We start from the raw sequence: 21,680 nt of genomic DNA on the forward strand, positions 1-21,680 counted from the left end.
TCCGGACTGGTAAACGTTGCTCTAGACAATCAACATTTTCCCAGACCAGAAGGACATTTCACTTCACGGCACGCCCACGAACCGCACCCGACATGGTGGATCGGGGCTGAGCGAGCGAAGCGAGTCGAGACGGCCCGGACGGATGCTGACTCGCCGGCCTCTTCTGTGACTTGGGCTGGTCTGGGACGCGTCAAGGCACGGAGTCGAGCACGCAAGTCCGATCGAGCTCCGTACGCATCCTTAACCTGCGCTCGGCCACTTGCGCTGTCGGTAGCCTTGCGATCAAGGGATTCAACCACGAGCATCAAACGAGCGACCCGTTCCTGGAAACCCCCTATCGAGATCGAACTATGAGCGCCAACCGATCACTGCGCAAGACCAAATCTGTGGGCCCTTGGAAGGGAGGGTGGTTATCGCTGCTCGTTGCGATCGGCTTACCATTCCTAGTCGCGCTCATCGAGATCTTCTGGCTAGGCCCATCGCTACTCCGTGTGATCGGGGCTGACGGATCACAGGAGTCCGCCCGCGATGGTCTAGTCGCCATGATTGTGGTCACTGGCGTTCTTGTCGCGCTCATCGGCGCGACCCTGCGTACGGTCGCGCACGGCCGCAATGACAGACAGAGCAAGAATTTCGATCTGAGCGGCAAGGTGCTCGCCGTCGCAGCGACAGTACTCGCTCTGGTTGGCGCCGCGCAGTACTTCGCGCCAGCTGTCGCCGGTTCTCTCCAACCCCTCATCTACGTGTGCGTGGCTACGCTGACCCTGCTGTTCGTCCTCTACGGGCTCTATTGGCTCGTACTCGACCGGCTCACACGCCCCACCAAACACTCGGCAGCGCAAAGCGACACCGATACCTAGCCCGCTACGGGGGTCTCGTCGCCGAACACGATCGCTCGGTGTCGACATACTCACTCCGTCAGCGCGCATGAACTTCGCACCCAGAAGGCCGCGCCGAATCGCCAGTTCTTGCGACGCCGGCCACGTTTTCAAGCAGTACCGCTGGGAGGACGCGACGCTCGCATCCACTCCCGGTCCGCAGATTCCGACGCCGCTGTCTCGGCCATAGACGCAGGCCCCGCGACTGCGCCTTCAGTCTTCGCGGTGAGCCCGCCTGCACGAGCAGCACAGAAGACAACGCACCACCCCTACGCCTCCGGCACCACCGTGCCCTGGTGGTAGCGGATCACCGGAGCGCCCCCGCTGAGATCCCACAGCGACGCGTGCCGACTGCTCCCCGTGGCGCTTCTGATGCGATAGGTGACGAGAACGAGCGCGGGACCGATGTCGTCGAAGTTCCATTCGTCGGTCTCCGGAACGACGCGTCCGCGCTCCTGCGCGAGCGCGGCGACGATCTCCGCCCGCGACCATCGGCGCCCCGATCGGCCGATCTCGACGAATTCCGGGTGCAGGAGGCGATCCACCCGTTGCGCGTCGCGACGCACCTCCGGATCCAGCAGTTCGAGTTCGCAGGTCTGCACGACGCGGGCCCGCTCCGCCGCGGTGCGCACGGCTACCGCACCATCCGCGCGGAGGTGATCAGCGGCGCGTGCGGATCGATCTGCTCGGCTCCGTCGAAGCGGAACCCGTTGCGCACGTAGAACGCCGTCGCTCGGGGATTCTCCTTCGCGACCCACAGCATCGCGGGGCTCGACCCGAGGACGTCATCGAGGAGGGCCTGACCGACGCCCGTTCCGTGGTGGGATTCGAGCACGTAGATCGCGTACAGCATGCGGTCACGGGGCGGGGCCTCGCCCTCCGCCCCTTCGCCAGGGCCGACCCATGCGAACCCGACGATCGTCCCGTCGACGTCGGCCACCCGGACGGCCATGCCGTCGGGGCGCGTCGTGAGGACGTGACGCCACAGGCGGTGCCGCCCGTCGACGTACTCCTCCGAGAAGAAGTCGGCCGGCAACAGGTGCGCGTAGGCCTCCTTCCACGTCGCGACGTGCAGATCGGCGACGGCCGCGGCATCCGCCGGCCCGGGCTCTCGCAGAGTGAACGCCATGCGCTCGATGCTGTCACGAAGCGCGTCGCGCGGCCAGCGCCCGATCGCGCCGCTGTCCCCGGGTCGGATGCCCTCCCGGCGCCCGCCCATCCACCCCTGCGGCGCCTCCGCCTCGGCTAGGGTGGAATGAGGGTGTGGGGCGAAGGGGAGAGCCGCATGACGATCACCGACGCCGCAGCGCGAAACGAAGCGATCGCCGAGTATCAGATCGTGGATGCTCCGGTCGAGCCGAACCTGGAGAGCCTCGCCCGGCTCGCGACGACCCTGTGTCACGCCGCCGGCGCGGCGGTCAACATCATCGACGACCGATACCAGCACGCCGTCGCGACGATCGGCCTCCAGGTGGGTCGCTGCGACCGCGAGGACTCCATGTGCGCGGTGGTCCTGCCCGACGCGCGCCACGTCTTCGTCCCGGATGCCCGGGCCGACGAACGCTTCGCCGGCAACCCGTTCGTCAACGGCGAGCGCGGGAACGTCCGCTTCTACGCGTCCAGCCCTCTGATCACGCCGGCCGGCGTCGCGATCGGCACGCTGTGCGTCTTCGCCCACGAGACGGGGAGCCTCACGACCGAGCAGAGCTCGGCCCTCGACCTTCTGGCCGCGCAGGCCGTGGAGGTCCTCGAGCTGCGCCGCGTGGCGAACGAGCTGGAGCGTTCGAACGACCAACTCGCGCACTTCGCCGGGCAGGTGAGTCACGACCTGCGCAACCCGCTGACCGCCCTGATGGGCCAGCTCGAGCTCGCCGTCGACGCGCTCGACGACGGTGACGGCACGCGGGCGACGCGCGCGCTCGATCACGCGGATGCCGCGGCGACGCGGATGGACACGATGATCACCCAGCTGCTCGCCTACGCCCGCGTCGGCGGAGCAGAGCCGCGGCACGAGCCGGCGTCGCTGCGGGCGATCGTCGCGGGCGTCGTCGCCGACCTGGAGCGGGCCGTCGCGGCGTTCGACGCGACGCTGACCGTGACGATCGCGGGCGGCGACGTCGAGGCGGACGACGGGATCGTCGGCGATCCGACCCTCCTCGGCGTGCTGCTGCAGAACCTCATCGCCAATGCGCTGAAGTTCGCGGCCTCGGGCGGCGTGCGGCCCGAGGTCGCGGTGACCGCCGACCGCGACGATGCGGGCTGGACCCTCACCGTCGACGACAACGGCCCCGGCGTCGCCCCGGCCCTGCGCGAACGCGTGTTCGGCCTGATGGAGCGCGGCGACGCCGGCGACGCACCCGGCCTCGGGCTCGGCCTGGCGACGTGTCGCCGCATCGTGCAGGCGCACGGCGGTCGGATCGCGATCGAGGACGCACCCCGCGGTGGCGCTCGCGTGCGGGTCACACTGCCCGCCCTCTGAGCCGCGCGCTCCGAACCGCGCGCTGAACCTTGCGCACCGAGCAGATGCGCACGGATCCCTCCGGAGCGGCCCCGGCCGTCGCAGGGCACGGCAGACTGTGACGAGTCACCGTCGCCGCCCCTCCGGAAGGACTCCCCCCATGCAGCAGCGCACGATCGGGCCGTACACCGTCTCCGCGATCGGCCTGGGCGCGATGCCCGTCTCGATGAACGGCGACCACGTGCTCCCCGACCGGGACGACGCGATCGCGACCGTGCACGCGGCGCTGGATGCCGGAGTCACCTTCATCGACACCGCGGACATCTACGCGCCCTCGTGGGACCAGATGGGGCACAACGAGCGCATCGTGCGCGACGCGCTGGCCAGCTGGGACGGCGACAGGAGCGGCATCCTCGTCGGCACCAAGGGCGGCATCACCCGCACCGCCGAGAAGGACTTCGGCCGTGACGGATCGCTCGCCTACCTGCGCTCGGCCGCGCAGCGCTCGATCGAGAACCTCGGCGTCGAGATCATCGACTTCTACCAGTACCACCGCCCCGACCGCTGGCTGGGCTACGGCGAGGTCATGCAGAACCTCCTGACTCTGCAGGAGGAGGGACTCGTCCGCGCGATCGGCATCTCGAACGCGAGCGTCGAGGAGATCGAGATCGCGCGCGAGGTCCTGGGCGAGGGGAACCTGGCGAGCGTCCAGAACGAGTTCTCGCCGCGCCACCCCGACAGTTACGACGAACTGCGCTACTGCGACGAGCACGGCATCGCCTTCCTGCCCTGGAGCCCCCTGGGCGGAACGGGCGGCGGCGCCCGCACGGTCGGCGAGCGCTTCGAGGCCTTCCGCGAGGTCGGCGAGGCGCACGGCGTCAGCCCGCAGCAGGCGGTGCTCGCCTGGGAACTGTCGCTGAGCCCTGTCGTGGTGCCGATCCCGGGTGCGCGACGCGCGGCATCCATCGTCGACTCGGCGCGCGCCGCCGATCTGGTGCTGAGCGACGACGAGCTCGCCCGGTGCTCCGCGGCCGTCGGGCTCGAGGCCTGAGCCCCGACCCGCTGGGCCCCGAGCGGACCGAGCCCCGACCCCGCTGAGCCCACCCCGCTGAGCCCCCACCCCGCTGCCCTTCGGCTCCGCTGCCCCGCGCACGACGGGCGGGGTTTTTCACAGTCTTCGCGCGCGCCGGAAACGCCGGTGAAACAACCAGGCCCCACCATGGACGCGTGAACAACCTGTTGGACAGCTGGACCACGCCGCCGGCAGGCGGGCGCGTCGGGGCGGTCGACTATGTTCTGCGCGATCTGAACGAAGCGATCGTCTCCGGGGTGGTGCGCGTCGGCGACCGCCTCCCGTCCGAGCAGGCCCTCGCCGCGCGCTACGGCGTCTCCCGCACGGTGGTGCGCGAAGTGCTCCGCATCCTCGAAACCCGCGGGATGACCGTGACGCGCACGGGACGCGGGACGTTCGTCGCGGCGACGCGTACCTCCGAGCTCACCTTCGGGGACTACTCGGCCGCGAACCTCATCGAGGCACGCCCGCACGTCGAGGTCGCCGCTGCGGGTCTCGCCGCCGTGCGCCGCAGCGAGGAGCAGATCGGGCTCCTCCAGGATCTGCAGGAGCGGATGGAGGCCGAGGAGGACGCGCAGAAGTGGGTGGAGCTCGACTCCGCCCTCCACGCGGCCATCGCGTCGGCATCGGGGAACCCCGTGTTCGCCGCCGTGCTCGAGCACATCCGGTCGGCCCTGGCCCACCAGTCGAGCGTCATCAACCTGACGCCGGGCCGGCGGATGCAGTCCGACAGCGAGCACCGGGCGATCATCGCCGCGATCGCCCGCGGATCCGTCACCGAAGCCGAAGACAGCATGACCTTCCACCTCGATCAGGTGAAGGAGGTCCTGCTCGCTCTCTCCGCGCCGGAGGACTGACGTCGACAGCGACGCATCACCCGGGCGGATCACCTCCTCGAAAGGCACTCGTCATGACCGACACGCCACGCTCCACCCCCGACCCTCGACTCGACCCCGAAGACGCGCGCGAGAACGCCCGCGAGCTCACCGGAGACCGCACGGAAGCCGTGCAGGACTTCTCCAGCGAGGACGCGGGCTACCACAAGACCCTCCGCCCGCGGCAGATCCAGATGATCGCGATCGGCGGCGCCATCGGCACCGGCCTGTTCATGGGCGCCGGCGGACGCCTCGCCTCCAGCGGGCCGTCGCTGATCATCGTCTACGCCGTCTGCGGCTTCTTCGCCTTCCTCATCCTGCGCGCGCTCGGCGAGCTCGTCCTCCACCGCCCGTCGTCCGGCTCGTTCGTGTCGTACGCCCGCGAGTTCTACGGCGAGAAGCTCGCCTTCGGGGCCGGCTGGATGTACTTCCTCAACTGGGCGATGACCTCCATCGTCGACGTCACGGCCGCGGCCCTCTACGTCAAGTTCTGGGCGCAGTACTGGGAGCCGCTGCAGCAGATCCCGCAGTGGCTGATCGCCCTGGTCGCACTGGTGGTCGTCCTGTCCCTGAACCTCGTCAGCGTCAAGCTCTTCGGCGAGATGGAGTTCTGGTTCGCCCTCATCAAGGTCGCCGCCCTCGTGATCTTCCTCATCGTCGGCACGTGCTTCCTCGTCTTCGGCGGGGCGACGGATGTCGGCGCCACGGGCTTCAGCGTGATCTCCGACAACGGCGGGCTGTTCCCGATGGGCTTCGTCGCGCCGCTCCTGGCGATCTCGGGTGTCGTGTTCGCCTACGCCGCGATCGAGCTGGTGGGCACCGCGGCGGGAGAGACGGCGAACCCCGAGAAGGTCATGCCGAAGGCGATCAACACGGTCGTCATCCGCATCGCCGTCTTCTATGTGGGCTCCATCCTGCTGCTGTCGCTCCTGCTCCCCTTCGGGACGTACGAGGCCGGGCAGTCGCCGTTCGTGACCTTCTTCTCCCACATCGGCTCCCCCGAGACCGGAGCGATCGCCGGATCGGTCATGAACTTCGTGGTGCTCACCGCGGCACTGTCGAGCCTGAACGCGGGCCTCTACTCCACCGGACGCATCCTGCGGTCGATGTCGGTCAACGGATCGGCGCCCGCCTTCACGGCGGCGATGAGCCGGAACGGCGTGCCGTACGGCGGCATCCTGCTGACCGCGGTGATCACGCTCGCGGGCGTCGGCATCAACGCGCTGTGGCCGTCGCAGGCGTTCGAGATCGTGCTGGAGGTTTCGGCCCTCGGCATCATCGGCGGCTGGGCGACGATCATCCTCTGCCAGCTCAAGCTCGTGAAATGGGCCAAGGAGGGCCGCCTCGAGCGGCCGTCGTTCCGCCTGTTCGGCGCGCCGTACACCTCGTACCTGACTCTCGCCTTCCTCGCCTTCGTCCTGGTGACGATGGGGTTCTCCGAGACGGGACGATGGGTGCTCGCCTCGCTGATCGTGCTGATCCCGGCCCTCATCATCGGGTGGTTCGCGGCGCGCGGCAAGATCCAGGCCGCCGTCGAGGCGCGCGAGGGCTACACGGGGGTGCACCCCGTGATCGCCGCCCGCGCCGCCACCGAGGCGCTGCGGGACCGGACGCACGACTGACGCCGGCCACGGCGTCCCACGGGGGCGGCAGGGCTTAGCACCCTGCCGCCCCCGTGTCCACTCCCCCGCCCCGGCTCGGCTGCGCGGCTAGCGTGGAGCGGTGCGCAGGAGCAGCCGATGACGACGAGCGAGACGGACGCGGTGGTGTGGTCGCGGGTCGAGGACGGCTTCTACGTCGCGAGCCTCCCCGGGGTCTTCATCGGATTCGTCGAGCGGACTCCCGCCGGCCGCTTCCGCGCGAGGGACGGCTTCAGCCGCGTCCTCGGCACCGCCGACGACCTCACCGGCGCCACCCGGCTCGTCACGGCCGCGACCGCCTCGCACATCGACTCCGCGATCACCGGCCCCGGGAACGAGGGCCGCGCGTGAGCTCGATCGACCCGCTGCGCCCCGACGCGCACGCCGACGATCTGTATTCCCTCGTCTACACGAGTGCGGCCACGGTTCCGTTCACCCCGGACGACCTCGAGCACCTGCTGCGGAACAGTCGGACGCGCAACCACGACGACGGCATCACCGGGCTGCTGCTGTACCGCCGGGGACGGTTCGTGCAGTTCCTGGAGGGTCCGGAGCCGGCCGTGCAGGCGCTTCTCGCGCGCATCCGCGCGGACCCGCGGCACGAGAACATCCGGGTGCTGATCGACGGGTTCACCCCCTCGCGCCAGCTGCCGGAGTGGACGATGGGCTACGAGACGGTGGCGGACGCGCCCACGCCCGCCCCGCCGGGGTTCCGCGACACGTTCGACGACCTCGAGATCCTCGACGACCGCGACGCCGTGATCCGGGCGATGCGCGAACTCACCCTGTGGTTCCGGGTGCGCTCGGGCTGATCCGTCCTCATTCGGCGGGCGTGATGCGCACCTGCAGGCTCTTCATCAGCGGCTGGTCGCTCTGGGCGCTGAAGTCGTTCGGCCCGATGAGCACGTTCAGCTCGGGCATGTAGCCCGCCGCGCTCCCCCGGGGGATGTTGTACTCCAGCGCCCGGAAGCGTCGCACCGACCGCGTGGATCCGTCCTTCGTCGAGGTCGCGACGATGTCGACGAACGCCCCCTCGTCGATGCCGCGCACGCGCATGTCCTTCGCGTTCATGAAGACGAGCTCGCGGATGTTGCGGACGCCCCGGTAGCGGTCGTCGTTGCTGTAGATCGTGGTGTTCCACTGGTCGTGAGAGCGCATCGTCTGCAGCACGAGGACGTCGGCATGCTCGGGGATCACGTTCGGGAGGGGCGCGTGCGAGAACTCGGCGCGGCCCGACGGCGTGCGGAAGTCCCGCTCGCGCGCCGGCTGCGGGATGCGAAATCCGTATTCCTGCCGCACGAGCGTGTTGTAGCCCTCGAAACCGGGCAGCACCCGGGCCATGACGTCGCGTATCCGGTCGTAGTCCTCCACGTACTCCCGCCACGGGGTGACGGAGTCGGGGAGCGCCGCCATCGCGATGCCCGCGATGATCGCCGGCTCGCTGCGCAGGTGCGGGGATGCCGGCCGGCGAGCGCCGAGCGAGAGCTGCACCGAGCTCATCGCGTCCTCCATCGAGATCGACTGGCGCCCGGCCTGCTGCAGATCGGTCTCGCTGCGTGCGAGGCACGGCAGGATGAGCGCCTGTCGCCCGTGCACGATGTGGCTGCGGTTGAGCTTGGTGCTCACCTGCACCGTGAGCTCGCACCCACTCAGCCCCGCCGCGGTGAAGGGGGTGTCGGGAGCGGCCAGCACGAAGTTCCCGCCCATCCCGACGAAGACGCGCACGTCGCCCGTGTGCATCGCGGCGACGGTGTGCACGGTGTCGAGTCCCTGCGCCCTCGGCGAGCGGATGCCGCAGACCTCGTCGAGGCGCGCCAGCCAGTCCTCGGTGGGGTGATGGTTGATCCCGCACGTGCGGTTGCCCTGGACGTTGCTGTGCCCGCGCACGGGCGACGGCCCCGCGCCGAGCCGGCCGATGTTGCCGCGCAGGAGCAGGAGGTTCACGATCTCCCGGACGGTGTCGACGCCGTGCTCGTGCTGGCTGACGCCGAGGCACCAGCTGATGACGGTCCGTTCGGAGGCGAGGTACACCTCCGCGGCGCCGCGGATATCCGCCTCACTCAGGCCCGACTGCTCGACCAGGTCGGCCCACGGGGTATCCGCGACGAGGGCGCGATAGGCGTCGAGCCCGGTCGTGTACGCGTCGAGGAAGGCCCGGTCGAGGACCGACGGATCGGTCGCCGCGGCCTCGAAGACGACCTTGGCCATGCCGCGGATCAGCGCCAGGTCACCGCCCGGGCGCACCTGCAGGTTGCCGGTACTCGTCGCCGTCGCCTTGAAGCGGGCCATGTCGAGGATCTCGTGCGGCACGATCGTGCGCGTCTCGGCGACCTCGATGAGCGGGTTGACGTGGATGACCTGCGCGCCGCGATCGACGGCCTCGGCGAGGGTCGTGAGCATCCGCGGCGCGTTCGAGGCGGCGTTGACGCCGAGGATGAACAGCGCGTCGGCGGCCGCCCAGTCCTCGAGCGACGCCGTGCCCTTGCCGGTGGCGATCGAGGCGGTGAGCGCACGGCCGGACGCCTCGTGGCACATGTTCGAGCAGTCGGGGAGATTGTTGGTGCCGAGCTCGCGGGCGAACAGCTGGTAGAGGAAGGATGCCTCGTTGCTGAGCCGCCCCGACGTGTAGAACGCCGCCTGATCGGGGGTGTCGAGCCCGCGCAGGGTCTCACCGAGGAGCGCGAACGCATCGTCCCAGGCGATGGGCACGTAGTGGTCGGTCTCGGGATCGTAGACCATCGGCTCGGTGAGCCGCCCGGCGCGCTCGAGCGCGTGATCGGTCCAGCGGCTCAGCTCCGCGACGGAGTGCTCGGCGAAGAAGGCACGGTCGACCCGGTCGCGGGTCATCTCCCACGTGACGTGCTTGATGCCGTTCTCGCAGATGTCGAGGGCGACGCCCCGATCATCCGGCCACGCGCATCCGGGGCAGTCGAACCCGCGCCCCGGATGGTTCATCGTGAACATCGCTCGCGTGCCGGCGACGGGCTCCCGCTCGCGCAGCAGCACCTCGCCCACCGAGAGGGCGGCACCCCAGCCGGCGGCGGGGTGCCGGTACGCGCCGCGGCTCGACCACGGGCCGGTCGTGTCGGGCCCGTACCCGCCCTGTCGAGGGACATCCGCCATCAGCCCGAACGCAGCACCCATGATCGCTCTCCCTCGTCCCCCGCCATCCTCCCGCCGACGCCACTCCACGGCAAGCGCGCGGGCGCGGCCGCGACCCCGCGGTCTAGGCTCGCCTCGTGGGACGGATCACGACGCGCAGGTCGGTGCTGAGCGTGCGGCTCGGCACGACGCCGCGGCGTCATGCCGACACGCTGAGCGTGGAGGAGCCGCTGGAGATCCGCATCGGCGGCGAGCCGCTCGTCGTGACGATGCGCACCCCCGGGCACGACGTGGAGCTGGCCGCCGGGTTCCTCCTCTCGGAGGGGATCGTCCGGGGCAGCGGCGACGTCCGCTCCGCGATCCACTGCGGCGGCCCCGGATCGGGCGGCACGGAGAACACCTACAACGTGCTGGACATGGCCCTCGGCCCCGATGCCCGCCTGCCCGACGAGACCGCGGCCCGCAGGTTCGCCGTCACGAGTGCGTGCGGCGTGTGCGGCAAGGCCAGTATCGACGCCGTCGAGCTCACCTCGTTCTTCGAGCCCGCCGCGGACCAGACACGGGTGGCGGCGCCCTGGCTGCTCGGCCTGCCCGATCGGCTCCGTGCCGGTCAGGCGGCTTTCGAGAAGACCGGCGGCATCCACGCCGCCGCCCTGTTCGACAGCGCCACGGACGAGCTCCTCGTGCTGCGCGAGGACGTCGGCCGCCACAACGCGGTCGACAAGGTGCTGGGCTGGGCGCTGTTGAACGACCGCCTGCCCCTCGCCGGGGTCGTGCTCCAGGTTTCCGGCCGGGCGAGCTTCGAGCTCGTCCAGAAGGCGGCGATGGCGGGAGTGCCCGTCCTCTCGGCGGTCTCCGCCCCCTCCTCGCTCGCCGTCGACCTCGCCGAGCGCGCCGGTCTCACCCTCGCGGGGTTCGTCCGCGGCACCTCCATGAACGTGTACACGCACCCCGAGCGCGTTCTGACCGACGGGGACTGACCGGAGCGCACGGGAGGCCCGGATGCGCGCGTGAACGCTGTCTGTCCAGGAGGTGACGGGCGCTCGACTCGCGCGCGTCGAGATCAGGCGCTAGAGTGACGGAGAACGCAGCGCGAAACGTGTGGGGACGTCGCGCGATCCGGGGGGATTTTAGGCGTTCTCTGGGGAATCAGCACACGCTTCGGCGTGTGCGGTGACGCGCACTGCTGGGGGGCATGATGCGGGCACAGCACGCTGTGTGTGGGGTGGCGCGATGAGCGCCGTCGAGGACGTCGTATCGACGCTGCATATGCCGGCGTTCGGGCCACGGCTCGCACATCGCGATGCGGCCATCGCGCCGCGCGCATCGGAGGCGCTGGCCAGTCGCCAGCAGTGGGAACGTCGCTATCGCACACTGCTGCGATTCAGCGACACGGTCGTCGTCATGCTCGCCTGCATGCTCGCGTCCGCGCTCTCACTGCTGGCGACCTCGCCGCGCATCCTCGCGGACGACCCGGGCCTCCTCGTGCGCGTCCCGCTGAGCGCCGCACTCGTCTGGCTGCTCACCTTGAGCCTGTTCAACACCCGCGAGTCCGCCATCATGGGCGTCGGGGTGACCGAGTACAAGCGTGTGGCGCACGCGACCGGGCTCGCCTTCGGCGCTCTCGCGATCGTCTTCGTGCTCTTCGAGTGGGAGGGTGTCCGGACGCAGCTGTACTTCGCCCTTCCCGCCGGCATCATCGCCCTCGTGTGGTCGCGCTGGCTGTGGCGTCGGTGGCTGTGCCGCCAGCGGGCACTCGGGCGCTACGCGTCGCGGACGGTCGTCGTCGGATCGCGCGACGACGTCGAGTACACCCTCCGCACGCTCGGAAACGAGGGTCGTCTCGGGTACAAGGTCGTCGGCACGACGATCCTCGACGATGCACCGTCCGCGCTCGTCGTCGATGGCCACATCTACCCTGTGACCCACGGCGCCGACGCCGTCAGCGACACTGCGTCCGCGCTGCGCGCGGACACGATCTTCGTCGCGAGTCAGCCCGTCGGCGACGCGACCTTCGTCAAGCGACTCACCTGGGAGCTGGAGGGCACCGCCGCAGAGCTCGTGCTCTCCAGCCGCATCGCCGATGTCGCGGGGCCGCGCATGTCCCTGCGGCCGGTCGAGGGGATGCCGCTCATCCACGTCCGTATCCCGCAGTTCGATGGGGGCGCGTACCTTCTCAAGCGCGGTCTGGACATCCTCGTCTCCTCGCTGGCCCTTCTCGCGTTCGCGCCATTCGCGTTCGTGATCGGCATGCTCATCAAGATCGACGACCCGGGCCCTGCCTTCTTCCGGCAGTCTCGGGTCGGGCGCGACGGGCGCCAGTTCAAGATGCTCAAGTTCCGGTCCATGCGCGTCGACGCAGAAGCCCAGCTCGCTGCCCTCCGCGCCGAGAACGACGGCGCGGGCCCGCTGTTCAAGCTCAAGCACGACCCCCGGGTCACCCGGGTCGGGCACGTGCTGCGCAAGTTCTCCCTCGACGAGGTCCCCCAGTTCTGGAACGTCCTGCGCGGCGACATGAGCGTCGTGGGGCCTCGCCCGCCGCTGCCCGACGAGGTCAGCATGTACGACGACGCCGTGTCGCGCCGGCTCTACATCAAGCCGGGCATCACCGGCCCGTGGCAGGTCGGCGGCCGCAGCGACCTGTCGTGGGACGAAAGCGTCCGCCTCGACCTGCGGTACGTCGAGAATTGGTCGGTGTTCGAGGATCTCCAGATCATGTGGCGCACTGTGAAGGTGATGATCCGCCCCGAAGGGGCATACTGATGGGCGTGAACGCCGCCGAGATCGCCTCCTCCCCGGCGCCGCCTCGACGCCTCCGCAACCTCGAGATCGCCATGATCGGCACGCGCGGGGTTCCTGCGGCCTACGGTGGCTTCGAGACCGCCGTCGAAGAGGTCGGCAAGCGGCTGGTCGAGCGCGGCCACCGCGTCACGGTCTACACCCGCGGTTCGGAGCATCGCGCCCCCGAGCACCTCGGCATGCACATCGTCCACCTGCCGGCCTTGCGCCAGAAGCAGCTCGAGACCCTGAGCCACACCGGCCTGTCCGCCATGCACGCGGCGACCCGTAAGGCGCCGGACGCGGCGTTCGTCTTCAACGCCGCGAACTCGCCGTTCGTGCCGCTCCTGAGGGCCCGTGGTATCCCGGTCGCCCTGCACATGGACGGTTTGGAATGGAAGCGTTCCAAATGGGGGAAGCGCGGACGCGCCTACTATCGCTGGGCGGAGGAGTTCGGCGTCCGCTCGGCGGACGCCCTCATCGCCGACGCCCCCGGCATCGCCGAGTACTACACGACGGAGTTCGGAGTCGACACCGAGCTGATCCGGTACGGCGCGCCGATCCTCGAGGAGGCCCCGACGGAGGGCGTCACCCACCTCGGGCTCGAGCCCGGCGCCTATCACCTCGTCGTCGCCCGATTCGAGCCGGAGAACCACGTTCTCGAGATCGTCGAGGGTTATCGCGCCAGCGATGCGCGCGCCCCGCTCGTCGTGGTCGGTTCTGCGCCGTACTCCGCCGAGTACACTCAGCGTATCCACGCGGCGGCCGACGGCGATCCACGCATCCACCTGCTCGGTGGCGTCTTCGACCAGGAGCTGCTGGACGCCCTCTACTTCCACGCACGCACGTACGTGCACGGACACTCCGTCGGTGGCACCAACCCATCACTGCTCCGAGCCATGGGTGCGGGGACAGCGGTGCTCGCCTGGGACGTCAACTTCAATCGCGAGACGCTCGGCGGCCTCGGATGGTACTTCGCCGACGCTCGGGAGGCGACGGCGCAGTTCGAGCGGCTCGAGAACGATGGCTCTCGACTGTCGGAGAGCTCCGACGCAGTGCAGTTACGCGCTCGGGAGCAGTTCCGCTGGGATGATGTCGCGTCCGCCTACGAGCACCTGGGGACAAGGCTCGCCGCCGGGGTCTCCGTGCACCGCGGAGCGCGACGACTGCGCCGCAAGAGCAGTTCCGCAGAGACTCGGCGATGACCCGGCGCGACAACGGCAACGCGACCTACCTCGTGGTGCATCCCGGTGCGGAGCTCTTCGGCTCCGACCGGATGGCTCTGGAGAGCGTTCGAGGGTTCGTAGAGCACGGCGCGAAAGTCGTCGTTGCGCTGCCTGAGCGCGGGCCGCTCGTGGACGAGCTGCGAAAGGCGGGCGCCGACGTCACCGTGATTCCGATGCTCGTCCTTCGGAAGCGGCTTCTGTCGCCCGCTCACTGGGGCGAACTCCTCGGCGGTCTCGTACGCGGGACCCTCGCAGCAGTCAGGGTGTTGCGGCGGTGGCGCCCCACCGCCGTGTACGTCAGCACGATCACCCTCCCGATGTGGCCACTCGTCGGCAGAGCCGCGCGCATACCCGTGATCAGCCACGTTCACGAGGCGGAAGCCTCCGGATCAGCGCTGGTGAACAAGGTCGTCTACGGTCCGCATCTTGCCTCACGCAAGCTTGTGGTCAACAGCAGCTTCAGCCTCCAGACGATGTCGGAGGCTTTCCCGCGACTGCGCGATCGCACGGAGATCGTCTACAACGGCGTGGAGGGTCCAGCGAACCCGTCTCCTCCTCGAGCGGAACTGGACGACCTTCGCGTGCTGTTCATCGGACGCTTGTCCCCCAGGAAAGGCCCCGATGTCGCGATACGCGCGTGCAATGCACTGCAAGCGCGCGGCCGGTCCGTCCGATTGACCGTGCTCGGATCATCATTTCCCGGCTACGAGTGGTTCGAGCAAGAGCTTCATACGCTCGCAGCCTCGGCACGCGTGGGCGTTGACTTCCTCGGGTTCCAGCCCGATATCTGGCCCGTGCTGGACAGACACGATGTCCTCGTCGTGCCCAGTCGCCTGGACGAGCCTTTCGGCAACACCGCCGTCGAGGGCGTTCTTGGGAAGCGCCCGGTGATGGCCTCCGACACGAGCGGGCTGCGGGAAGCGGCTCGGGACTACTCGACGACCGCCCTTGTACCCCCCGGCGATGACGATGCTCTCGCAGATGCCCTGGAGCACGTCATCCGAGATTGGGACACCCTTCGCGATCAGGCCGAGATCTCAGCGCATGATGCGAGCCAGAGGCATTCCCCCTCCGCCTACCGCGAGCGCGTCGCGGGCATCGTGGCGGCTGCCTGCGTGGGCACGCACCACCGATAGAGTCGACGAAGGGCGGAGGGAGAACCGAGATGACTCTCGTCGAGAACATGCGCGCGCTTCGCCGCGCACAGAAGTCCTCTTCGGGCGCTCCGGCCTATTCACGGTTCATCAACCGCCCCATGGGACGGTTCTTCGCGGCGGCAGCTCACTCGCTGGGTCTGGCGCCCGATCAGGTGACGGCCCTGAGCGGCTTCTGCACGTTCGCCGGCATAGCGACGATCGCCTTGGTCGCGCCGACACCGATGTCTTCCCTAGTGATCGTCGCTCTCCTCGTGATCGGGTACGCACTCGATTCAGCAGATGGGCAGCTGGCGCGGCTGAGGGGCGGCGGGAGCCTGCGCGGGGAATGGTTGGACCACGTCGTCGACGCGACCAAGATGTCGACGATACACCTGGCCGTGCTCGTCTGCTGGGCACGCTTCTACGATGTGGCCGCGGGTTGGCTCCTCGTACCGATCGCCTTCGCGGTCGTATCCATGATCTTCTTCTTCGGCGTGATCCTCACAGATCTGCTTCGTCGCATCGCATCAGCGTCGACGCCTCCGCGCGACGAACCTGCACCAGAGAGGAAGCTGCGTGCGTCTCCTCTGTACTCCGTCGCGGTCCTCCCGGCCGACTACGGCCTTCTCATGCTCGTGTTCGTCACACTCGCACTTCCACCCGTCTTCATGACCCTCTACACCGCCCTGCTCGCGGTCAACGCGCTTATCCTGGCGGCGTCGCTCGTCCGCTGGTTCCGGTCGCTCCCTGCCGAGGCAGTCGCACGTGCGTGAGTTCGCAGGGCTGAGTCGAGGGCGGCGCCTCGCCCAGTTCGCGCTGTATCGCCGCGTGGCGGCAATGGCTCTCCGCGGCATCATCCGCAAGGCCACCTTCCGACACTCCGGCGGAACTCTGCTGGTCGGCCGACACGTACGGATCACGAACGCGAGCTGGATCTCCCACAGCGGCCGACTGGTGATCGAAGACGGAGTGGAACTCCAGGGAGTGTCTCAGCGGGGGATCCGTTTCGGCGACGGTGTATCGATCGGGCCCGGCGTCTCCATCCGCCCCTCCTCCTACTACGGAGGCGAAGCCGGCGTGGGCCTCGTGATCGGCGACCGGTCGAGTCTCGCAACAGGTTGCTTCGTAGGATGCTCGGGCGAGATCATCATCGGAGCGGACGTGATGATCGGGCCGGGCGTTCGGATCTTCTCCGAGAACCACGTCTTCGCGGACACCGCGTCGACGATCCGCTCCCAAGGTGTGAGCCGGGGCTTCGTCCACATCGGCGATGACTGCTGGATCGGGAGCGGAAGCATCGTCGCCGCAGGCGTGACGATCGGCAAAGGTGTCGTCATCGGCGCAGGGAGCATCGTGACGCGGGATATCCCCGACTACAGCGTCGCGGTCGGAAATCCTGCTCGTGTGCTTCGCGACAGGCGCTCCGCCGAGTGAGTCCTCACGTCCGCCGACGCACCAGGAGTGTCACGAATCCCCACAGGCTTCGGGCATCACGCCGGTAGACGGGAAGGACGAGGAGAAGCGTCGTCGCGAGGAGTCCCGCACCCACACCCGCGCCGAGAGCTCCCCAGCTGCCGCCGACGAGTGAACCTACTGCCCAGGCCGTCGAACCAGCTACGGATGCTGCGCACAGCACCCGTACGGCTCCTGCGTAGAGCCGGGCAGCCGGCACGGGCGTGATCCGTGAGAGCCAGTAGATCGAGATCGGCCATGCCAGAGCGGGCGCGGCGACCACGCCAACCGCGATGCCGATGAGCCCGAAGAACGATCCCACCCCGATGCAGCTGACGCGGATCACCAGCGACACCATCGAGTACATGAAGAGTTGCGAACCGAGACCGCGCGAGACGTACACCCAGTACCCGACGAACGCCAACGTCGTGAGCAGTGTCGCCAGCGCGAAGAGACGAATCAGCGGCACCGTCGCGCCCCACTGCGGACCAAGCAATATCTGGGCGAGAGGGTCAGCCAGACCGGCGACGAGGAGGAGGGGTATTCCGAGCCCGTATCCGAGCGCGAGTTGGCCGGAAACGATGAAAGCATCGAATCGCCGCGCGTCCTCCTGAACACGGGAGAGGACAGGTATCGCCACGCTGGAGATCGGGGAACGCACCTGAGCGACAGGTGTCATCACGAGTTGGTATGCCCGATTGTAGGAGCCGAGGGGCACAGTGCCCAGACGTGCCGCGACGAGTACCGTGTCGATCTGGCTACCGGCGTATGAGAGGAGATTGGTTGCGACGAGCTTCCATCCGAAACGGACGATCCCTGCCACCGAGTGGAGCCTCGAGTAGAGGCGCGGCACCCATCTCCCGACGGAGAATGCGCCGATGAGGAGCAGCGTAGCCGTCGCGACCTGCTGGAGCACAAGCGCCCAGTATCCCGCCCCCGCAAGCGCCGCGATGATGGCAACGGCCAGAGCAAGCGCTGCGGCGATGACTTCCACGAAGGCGATCGCCGTGAACTTGAGCCCCCGCAGGAGTTGCGCCCGGTACTGCGTCGTGGCTCCGTTGAGGACGAAGGTCACCGCGAGGACCTGTGCGATGGGAAGCAGATCCGGCTCGCCCATGACTGTCGACAGCGGCCACGCCACACCGAACATCAGCGTACCGAGAACGATGCCTATCGCAAGGTTGATCCAGAACAGATTGTCTCGTTGACCTCGCGACAGGCTGGGGGCCTGCACGCTCGCCGAGGTGAGGCCGAAGTCGCGAAAGATCTCGCCGAATCCGATCACAACCAAGACGATCGCGAGCAGGCCGTAGTCGTGTGGCGAGAGAAGGCGGGAAAGCACGACAACGGATGCCAGTTGAATTCCGATCTTGGTTCCCTGTGCGGCGATCGTGACGAGCGCCCCACTGACCGCTGCGCGGCCGAGGGATGTCATGCGAGTCCAGAGATCAAGGGCAACATCTCAGAGAGTCGGCGCTGTCCCTCCTTCTGCGCTCGCGCGGCGCGGTCTATGAGGTCGACATCCTCCAGAGCATCCAGCACTGCGCCTGCCGGATCCGAGCCTTCGGACAGCGAGATGACATGTTCCCATCCGAGCGCTGAAAGAAGAGGCCTGAATTTCCGCGAGTACGACATCGCTATGGCGGGTGTCGCCGTGGACAGGGCATTCAGACACGCGTGCATTCGAGCTCCGATCACCACGTTCGACGAGGCTATGACGCCCCGAGCGTCCGCCAAGTCGGTGGGAACGTGCAACCCGATCGCATCCCCGTACTCCTGTCGGAGCGCCTGCGCTACAGGAACATCGTTGTCGGGATCGGGCGAATCCAGGACGTGCGGCAGAAGAGTGATCTCCCGATGGCGGAGTGTGAGCTCCGCGATGAGCGCATGGATCGAACGACGGTACTTCTGATGGTCGACGTGCCTGTTCGGATTCCAGAGCAGGCCGGAGACATTCAAGAGGACATCGTGAGCTACAGCCGCCTGGGGCGGCCGAAGCCCGAAAACCATATCCGTGGTCGTCAGGTCGACGGGGCGGCCGAGCCGAGCGGCCTCTTCCGAACTCGCGTCGTCTCGCGCGAAGACGAGCGAAGACCTGCGCAGGTTTCGGCGAGCCAGAATCCGCGCCGCCCGCGACTGAAAAGGACCGATGGTCTGGGGTGCAATGACGACAGGGGTTCCAGCCTGCACGGCGAATTCGTGAATGAGCGACATCGTCTGGTGACGCTGCGCTCCGTAGATGTCGGCGAAGCTGTCTCCGGACCGGGTGTCCCACACCACATCGAACCGCGACAACCACCTCATCATGCCCGTCCGGGACATGACACGCTCCTTGATGAGCGATCGTGGACCCCATGGCACGGCGGGCGGCCTGCTCCCATAGTTCATGTACTCGAACTCCGCCTCGGGCCATACACGGCGCAGGAGATCGCACGATCCCTGGCCCAGCACACGGACCCCGAGGTTGGGCGAAGATTCATCCGCCCACGCCACCAACACTCGCATGAGCGAATCCCCTGTCCCCGTGGGGACGCACTGATCGGCTGCCAAGAGGCGAACGACCAGGTCCCCGTCTGGCCATCTTATCGCGAGGATCCGTGAGGCTCCGGCGGCAGACTGCTCACCTCACGGACGCTTCTGAGCCCCGAGAAGCTTCGACCCTGCGGGAAGCCCACTCACTGCGGCGACCTGACTGGGGATCGATTGGGCAGCACTCGACCGGCCTCCGTACTGAGACAGGAGGGTGAAGTTCTTGTCCACAGGGGACGCCGTCAGAGCGAGCGATGTCTTGTCTCGCCCTGTGCTCCCCACATAGTCCGCGAACGCGCTGAAGGAAGTCGCACCCTTCGCGGCGTTCGCCCAAAGTGCGAATCTACGCATCGTGGAAGGAACCTGATAGAGGTTGCCTTCACTCTTCGTCAGCATGGTGGAGCCCACCAACTGTTTCGACCAGCTCTCGACGCACATCACGCAGTCCGCACCGCGGTCGGCGGCGACGATGTTGTTGAAGAACGATGTGTTCCTCGTTATCCACGGTACGGCGGAGTTTCCTCGCCGGGCATCTTCCGCGATGTTGATGTTGCGGACGTTCCCCACGAGCGTGTTGTTCCAGAAGGCGGCGTTTCCGGTATTGGTGAGGAAGATGCCTGCTATCCCGTTGTTCGCGACGAGATTGTTCGCGACCGTAGCACGCTCCGCCTGTTCCAGGACGAGACCGTTGCCCTCGTTGCCGACGACATCGTTGTCGGCGAAGACGATGTCCTGCACGGACATGTCGAACCAGACTCCCTGACCCCAGTTGTCAACGAAGGCGCTATCGCGTATCGACACGGTCTTCGTCTCGGTGACCTTCATGGCGCCGGAGCCGGGAGTGCGGTTGAAGTGTTGAGAATTGTTCCGCTCCGAAAGGACGTGCGTTGCTCTGAAACCGTCGCCCCGATGAACACTGAATCCCATGTAGCCGTTGTTGCGCAGCGTGACGTTGTTGAGCGTGACGTTCGGCGACCATGTGTGAAAGCCGGTCGTGGCATTGTCCACGATGGTGACGTTGTCGAGCGTGATTCCCGGGTAGTCGGCAGTGACAGTGCCCTTCTGCGGCATACTCGTCGCGTACCGTTTGACACCGATGCCTCGGACCGTCCCGTTCTCAGAGCGTATCGACAGCGCCTTCTGCAGCGTGCTGGCCTCCACACGCTTCCCGGTCGGGTTCGTCCCGATGATCAGTTGCTTGCTCCCCGGATCCACGAAGAACGCGCCGGCCACCACGGCGGCACGGGATCCGACTTGAGTGAGCGGCGATCCGTCGACCCACACCTGGTCAGGGTGAGCAGCGAGGGGGTACGCCGGATTGATCCACACATATCCGACGGCGGTTCCATCGGGCGCTCCCTTGACGAATGTCGGGCTGCTGTCGAAGTTCGTGTTCCATCCGGACTTCACCCACACATTGCCCGACTGAGACCATCCGCGCACGACCTCGGCTCCGTCGAGCCAGACGGCCTCCTTCAGATATGGCTGAATGGTGATCCCGCGATGAGGGTAGACGAGCGCATCTTGATGGTATGTCCCCCCTCTCATCACCACGGTGCCACCCTGCTTCACGACTTTGGTCGCCTGGGCGAGCGTCGCCATGGGCGAAGCGAGCGTTCCGGGGTTCGAATCGGATCCGTTGACTGCGACGTAGACGGCCCCGGCGGGAGGCGCGTATGAGATCGTGCCGGGCGCAGCGGCCCCGGACGAGACACGCTTCCCTGGATAAGAGGACCCCGCGGTGGAACTCGCAGACGTGGAGCCAGATGCCTGCGTTCCTCCACCCGCGGACGCGGTCGTCGCCTTCGGCGTGCTCGTCGCCTTCGGCGTGGCCGTCGCCTTCGGCGTGCTCGTCGCCTTCGGCGTGCTCGTCGCCTTCGGCGTGCTCGTCGCCTTCGGCGTGCTCGTCGCCTTCGGCGTGCTCGTCGCCTTCGGCGTGCTCGTCGCCTTAGGCGTGGCCGTCGGGGTCGGAGCCGAGACAGGGGGAACGCTGGTTGCCCCGCCCCACACGACGAGGTTGTCGAACCATGCTGTGGCCGCGCCGTTCCCCGTGCTCCCGAGCGATGAGAGCGCCACCCGTCCCTCGGCTCGGATGCGGGAACCGGAGTCGTCTCTCACTACCGTCTGCCATTGCGACGGCTCGGCGCTCTCCGCCGCCCACGCCTTCGCGCCGAGGAGAACGGAGTCCTGGCCCGAGACGACGAGACGGAGGGCGAGCGCCTTACGCGGCTGCAGAGTCGGTCCGACCACCGAGGCGAGCTGCACCGCCGCGCCGGTGCTGAAGGCAGAGATCTGCCCGGAAGCCCGACCCAGGCTGAGGATGCTGGATCCGTCGGCGGCGACGGTGACCGTCAGAGCATAGGAGCCGGATTCGGTCACGCGACCATGGGCGGACAAAGACGTCGTACTCCCCGCGGGGGGAAGCTCAGCCCTGATCCACCGTCGCGATTCGGTTGAGCCGCGTTTCGCTTTTCGTTGAGTTGTTTCGGCGGGCGGGCGTGCGTGTTCTGCCAGCCGGGGCTCTGGCTTATCCA

At 68.0% G+C, this 21,680-nt stretch carries 20 protein-coding genes; 14 read left to right on the forward strand and 6 right to left on the reverse strand.

Going from position 1 to position 21,680, the window contains the following annotated elements; all coding sequences use genetic code 11:
• Positions 1 to 350 precede the first annotated feature (350 nt).
• Positions 351 to 860 carry a hypothetical protein gene (locus WFI00_RS16990; protein WP_336633512.1) on the forward strand — a complete coding sequence of 170 codons (510 nt, stop codon included), beginning with the start codon at positions 351 to 353 and terminating at the stop codon, positions 858 to 860.
• Positions 861 to 1,147: 287 nt separating this feature from the next.
• Here WFI00_RS16990 and WFI00_RS16995 read toward each other — a convergent pair whose 3' ends face one another.
• Positions 1,148 to 1,510, reverse strand: a complete 363-nt coding sequence (locus WFI00_RS16995; protein WP_336633511.1) for a nuclear transport factor 2 family protein — start codon at positions 1,508 to 1,510, stop codon at positions 1,148 to 1,150.
• A gap of 2 nt (positions 1,511 to 1,512) precedes the next feature.
• Positions 1,513 to 2,007, reverse strand: coding sequence for a GNAT family N-acetyltransferase (locus WFI00_RS17000; RefSeq protein WP_336633510.1), 495 nt, complete (start codon positions 2,005 to 2,007; stop codon positions 1,513 to 1,515).
• Between the two features lie 156 nt (positions 2,008 to 2,163).
• Here WFI00_RS17000 and WFI00_RS17005 point away from each other — a divergent pair, with 156 nt between their 5' ends.
• From WFI00_RS17005 to WFI00_RS17030, 6 genes are all read left to right on the forward strand, one after another.
• Positions 2,164 to 3,357: a sensor histidine kinase gene (locus WFI00_RS17005; protein ID WP_336633509.1), complete on the forward strand. Its 1,194-nt coding sequence runs from the start codon at positions 2,164 to 2,166 to the stop codon at positions 3,355 to 3,357.
• Between the two features lie 139 nt (positions 3,358 to 3,496).
• Positions 3,497 to 4,387: an aldo/keto reductase gene (locus WFI00_RS17010; RefSeq protein WP_336633508.1), complete on the forward strand. Its 891-nt coding sequence runs from the start codon at positions 3,497 to 3,499 to the stop codon at positions 4,385 to 4,387.
• 176 nt (positions 4,388 to 4,563) lie between these two features.
• Positions 4,564 to 5,265: a FadR/GntR family transcriptional regulator gene (locus WFI00_RS17015; protein ID WP_336633507.1), complete on the forward strand. Its 702-nt coding sequence runs from the start codon at positions 4,564 to 4,566 to the stop codon at positions 5,263 to 5,265.
• A 53-nt stretch (positions 5,266 to 5,318) separates the two neighbouring features.
• Positions 5,319 to 6,905 (forward strand): amino acid permease, encoded by a 1,587-nt coding sequence (locus tag WFI00_RS17020; protein WP_336633506.1) that lies wholly within the window; start codon positions 5,319 to 5,321, stop codon positions 6,903 to 6,905.
• Positions 6,906 to 7,022: 117 nt separating this feature from the next.
• The gene (locus WFI00_RS17025) at positions 7,023 to 7,274 is read left to right on the forward strand and encodes a hypothetical protein (RefSeq protein ID WP_336633505.1); all 252 of its coding nucleotides are present in this window, start codon (positions 7,023 to 7,025) and stop codon (positions 7,272 to 7,274) included.
• Positions 7,271 to 7,735, forward strand: coding sequence for a BLUF domain-containing protein (locus WFI00_RS17030; protein ID WP_336633504.1), 465 nt, complete (start codon positions 7,271 to 7,273; stop codon positions 7,733 to 7,735). Before WFI00_RS17025 ends, WFI00_RS17030 begins: the two co-directional genes overlap by 4 nt.
• Positions 7,736 to 7,742: 7 nt before the next feature.
• On the opposite strand, the gene WFI00_RS17035 is transcribed toward WFI00_RS17030, so the two are convergent.
• Positions 7,743 to 10,067 carry an FdhF/YdeP family oxidoreductase gene (locus tag WFI00_RS17035; protein WP_336633503.1) on the reverse strand — a complete coding sequence of 775 codons (2,325 nt, stop codon included), beginning with the start codon at positions 10,065 to 10,067 and terminating at the stop codon, positions 7,743 to 7,745.
• A gap of 95 nt (positions 10,068 to 10,162) precedes the next feature.
• Between WFI00_RS17035 and fdhD the strand changes: the two genes are divergently transcribed.
• The 6 genes from fdhD to WFI00_RS17065 all read left to right on the forward strand — a co-directional run bounded on the left by fdhD (position 10,163) and on the right by WFI00_RS17065 (position 16,599).
• On the forward strand, positions 10,163 to 11,005 hold the full coding sequence (fdhD, locus tag WFI00_RS17040; protein WP_336633502.1) for a formate dehydrogenase accessory sulfurtransferase FdhD: 843 nt from the start codon (positions 10,163 to 10,165) through the stop codon (positions 11,003 to 11,005).
• Positions 11,006 to 11,258: 253 nt separating this feature from the next.
• Entirely contained in the window at positions 11,259 to 12,788 is a 1,530-nt protein-coding gene (locus tag WFI00_RS17045; protein WP_336633501.1) for a sugar transferase, read from the forward strand.
• Positions 12,788 to 14,008, forward strand: a complete 1,221-nt coding sequence (locus WFI00_RS17050) for a DUF1972 domain-containing protein (protein ID WP_336638500.1) — start codon at positions 12,788 to 12,790, stop codon at positions 14,006 to 14,008. Before WFI00_RS17045 ends, WFI00_RS17050 begins: the two co-directional genes overlap by 1 nt.
• The gene (locus tag WFI00_RS17055; protein WP_336638501.1) at positions 14,005 to 15,165 is read left to right on the forward strand and encodes a glycosyltransferase family 4 protein; all 1,161 of its coding nucleotides are present in this window, start codon (positions 14,005 to 14,007) and stop codon (positions 15,163 to 15,165) included. The genes WFI00_RS17050 and WFI00_RS17055 overlap by 4 nt, the downstream gene beginning before the upstream one ends.
• A gap of 29 nt (positions 15,166 to 15,194) precedes the next feature.
• Positions 15,195 to 15,938: a CDP-alcohol phosphatidyltransferase family protein gene (locus WFI00_RS17060; RefSeq protein WP_336633500.1), complete on the forward strand. Its 744-nt coding sequence runs from the start codon at positions 15,195 to 15,197 to the stop codon at positions 15,936 to 15,938.
• Positions 15,931 to 16,599 (forward strand): acyltransferase, encoded by a 669-nt coding sequence (locus WFI00_RS17065; protein WP_336633499.1) that lies wholly within the window; start codon positions 15,931 to 15,933, stop codon positions 16,597 to 16,599. The genes WFI00_RS17060 and WFI00_RS17065 overlap by 8 nt, the downstream gene beginning before the upstream one ends.
• Positions 16,600 to 16,603: 4 nt before the next feature.
• Here the strand turns inward: WFI00_RS17065 and WFI00_RS17070 are convergent, their stop codons facing one another.
• The 3 genes from WFI00_RS17070 to WFI00_RS17080 all read right to left on the reverse strand — a co-directional run bounded on the left by WFI00_RS17070 (position 16,604) and on the right by WFI00_RS17080 (position 20,748).
• The gene (locus WFI00_RS17070) at positions 16,604 to 18,052 is read right to left on the reverse strand and encodes a lipopolysaccharide biosynthesis protein (RefSeq protein WP_336633498.1); all 1,449 of its coding nucleotides are present in this window, start codon (positions 18,050 to 18,052) and stop codon (positions 16,604 to 16,606) included.
• Positions 18,049 to 18,939 carry a polysaccharide pyruvyl transferase family protein gene (locus WFI00_RS17075; protein WP_336633497.1) on the reverse strand — a complete coding sequence of 297 codons (891 nt, stop codon included), beginning with the start codon at positions 18,937 to 18,939 and terminating at the stop codon, positions 18,049 to 18,051. The genes WFI00_RS17070 and WFI00_RS17075 overlap by 4 nt, the downstream gene beginning before the upstream one ends.
• A gap of 303 nt (positions 18,940 to 19,242) precedes the next feature.
• The gene (locus tag WFI00_RS17080; RefSeq protein ID WP_336633496.1) at positions 19,243 to 20,748 is read right to left on the reverse strand and encodes a right-handed parallel beta-helix repeat-containing protein; all 1,506 of its coding nucleotides are present in this window, start codon (positions 20,746 to 20,748) and stop codon (positions 19,243 to 19,245) included.
• A 139-nt stretch (positions 20,749 to 20,887) separates the two neighbouring features.
• On the opposite strand from WFI00_RS17080, the gene WFI00_RS17085 reads away from it, so the two are divergent.
• Complete coding sequence (locus tag WFI00_RS17085) at positions 20,888 to 21,508, forward strand: hypothetical protein (protein ID WP_336633495.1); 621 nt, start codon at positions 20,888 to 20,890, stop codon at positions 21,506 to 21,508.
• The last annotated feature ends 172 nt before the right edge of the window (positions 21,509 to 21,680 follow it).

Origin of the sequence: Microbacterium sp. MMO-56 (assembly GCF_037146215.1) — a bacterium.
Lineage (GTDB): Bacteria > Actinomycetota > Actinomycetes > Actinomycetales > Microbacteriaceae > Microbacterium.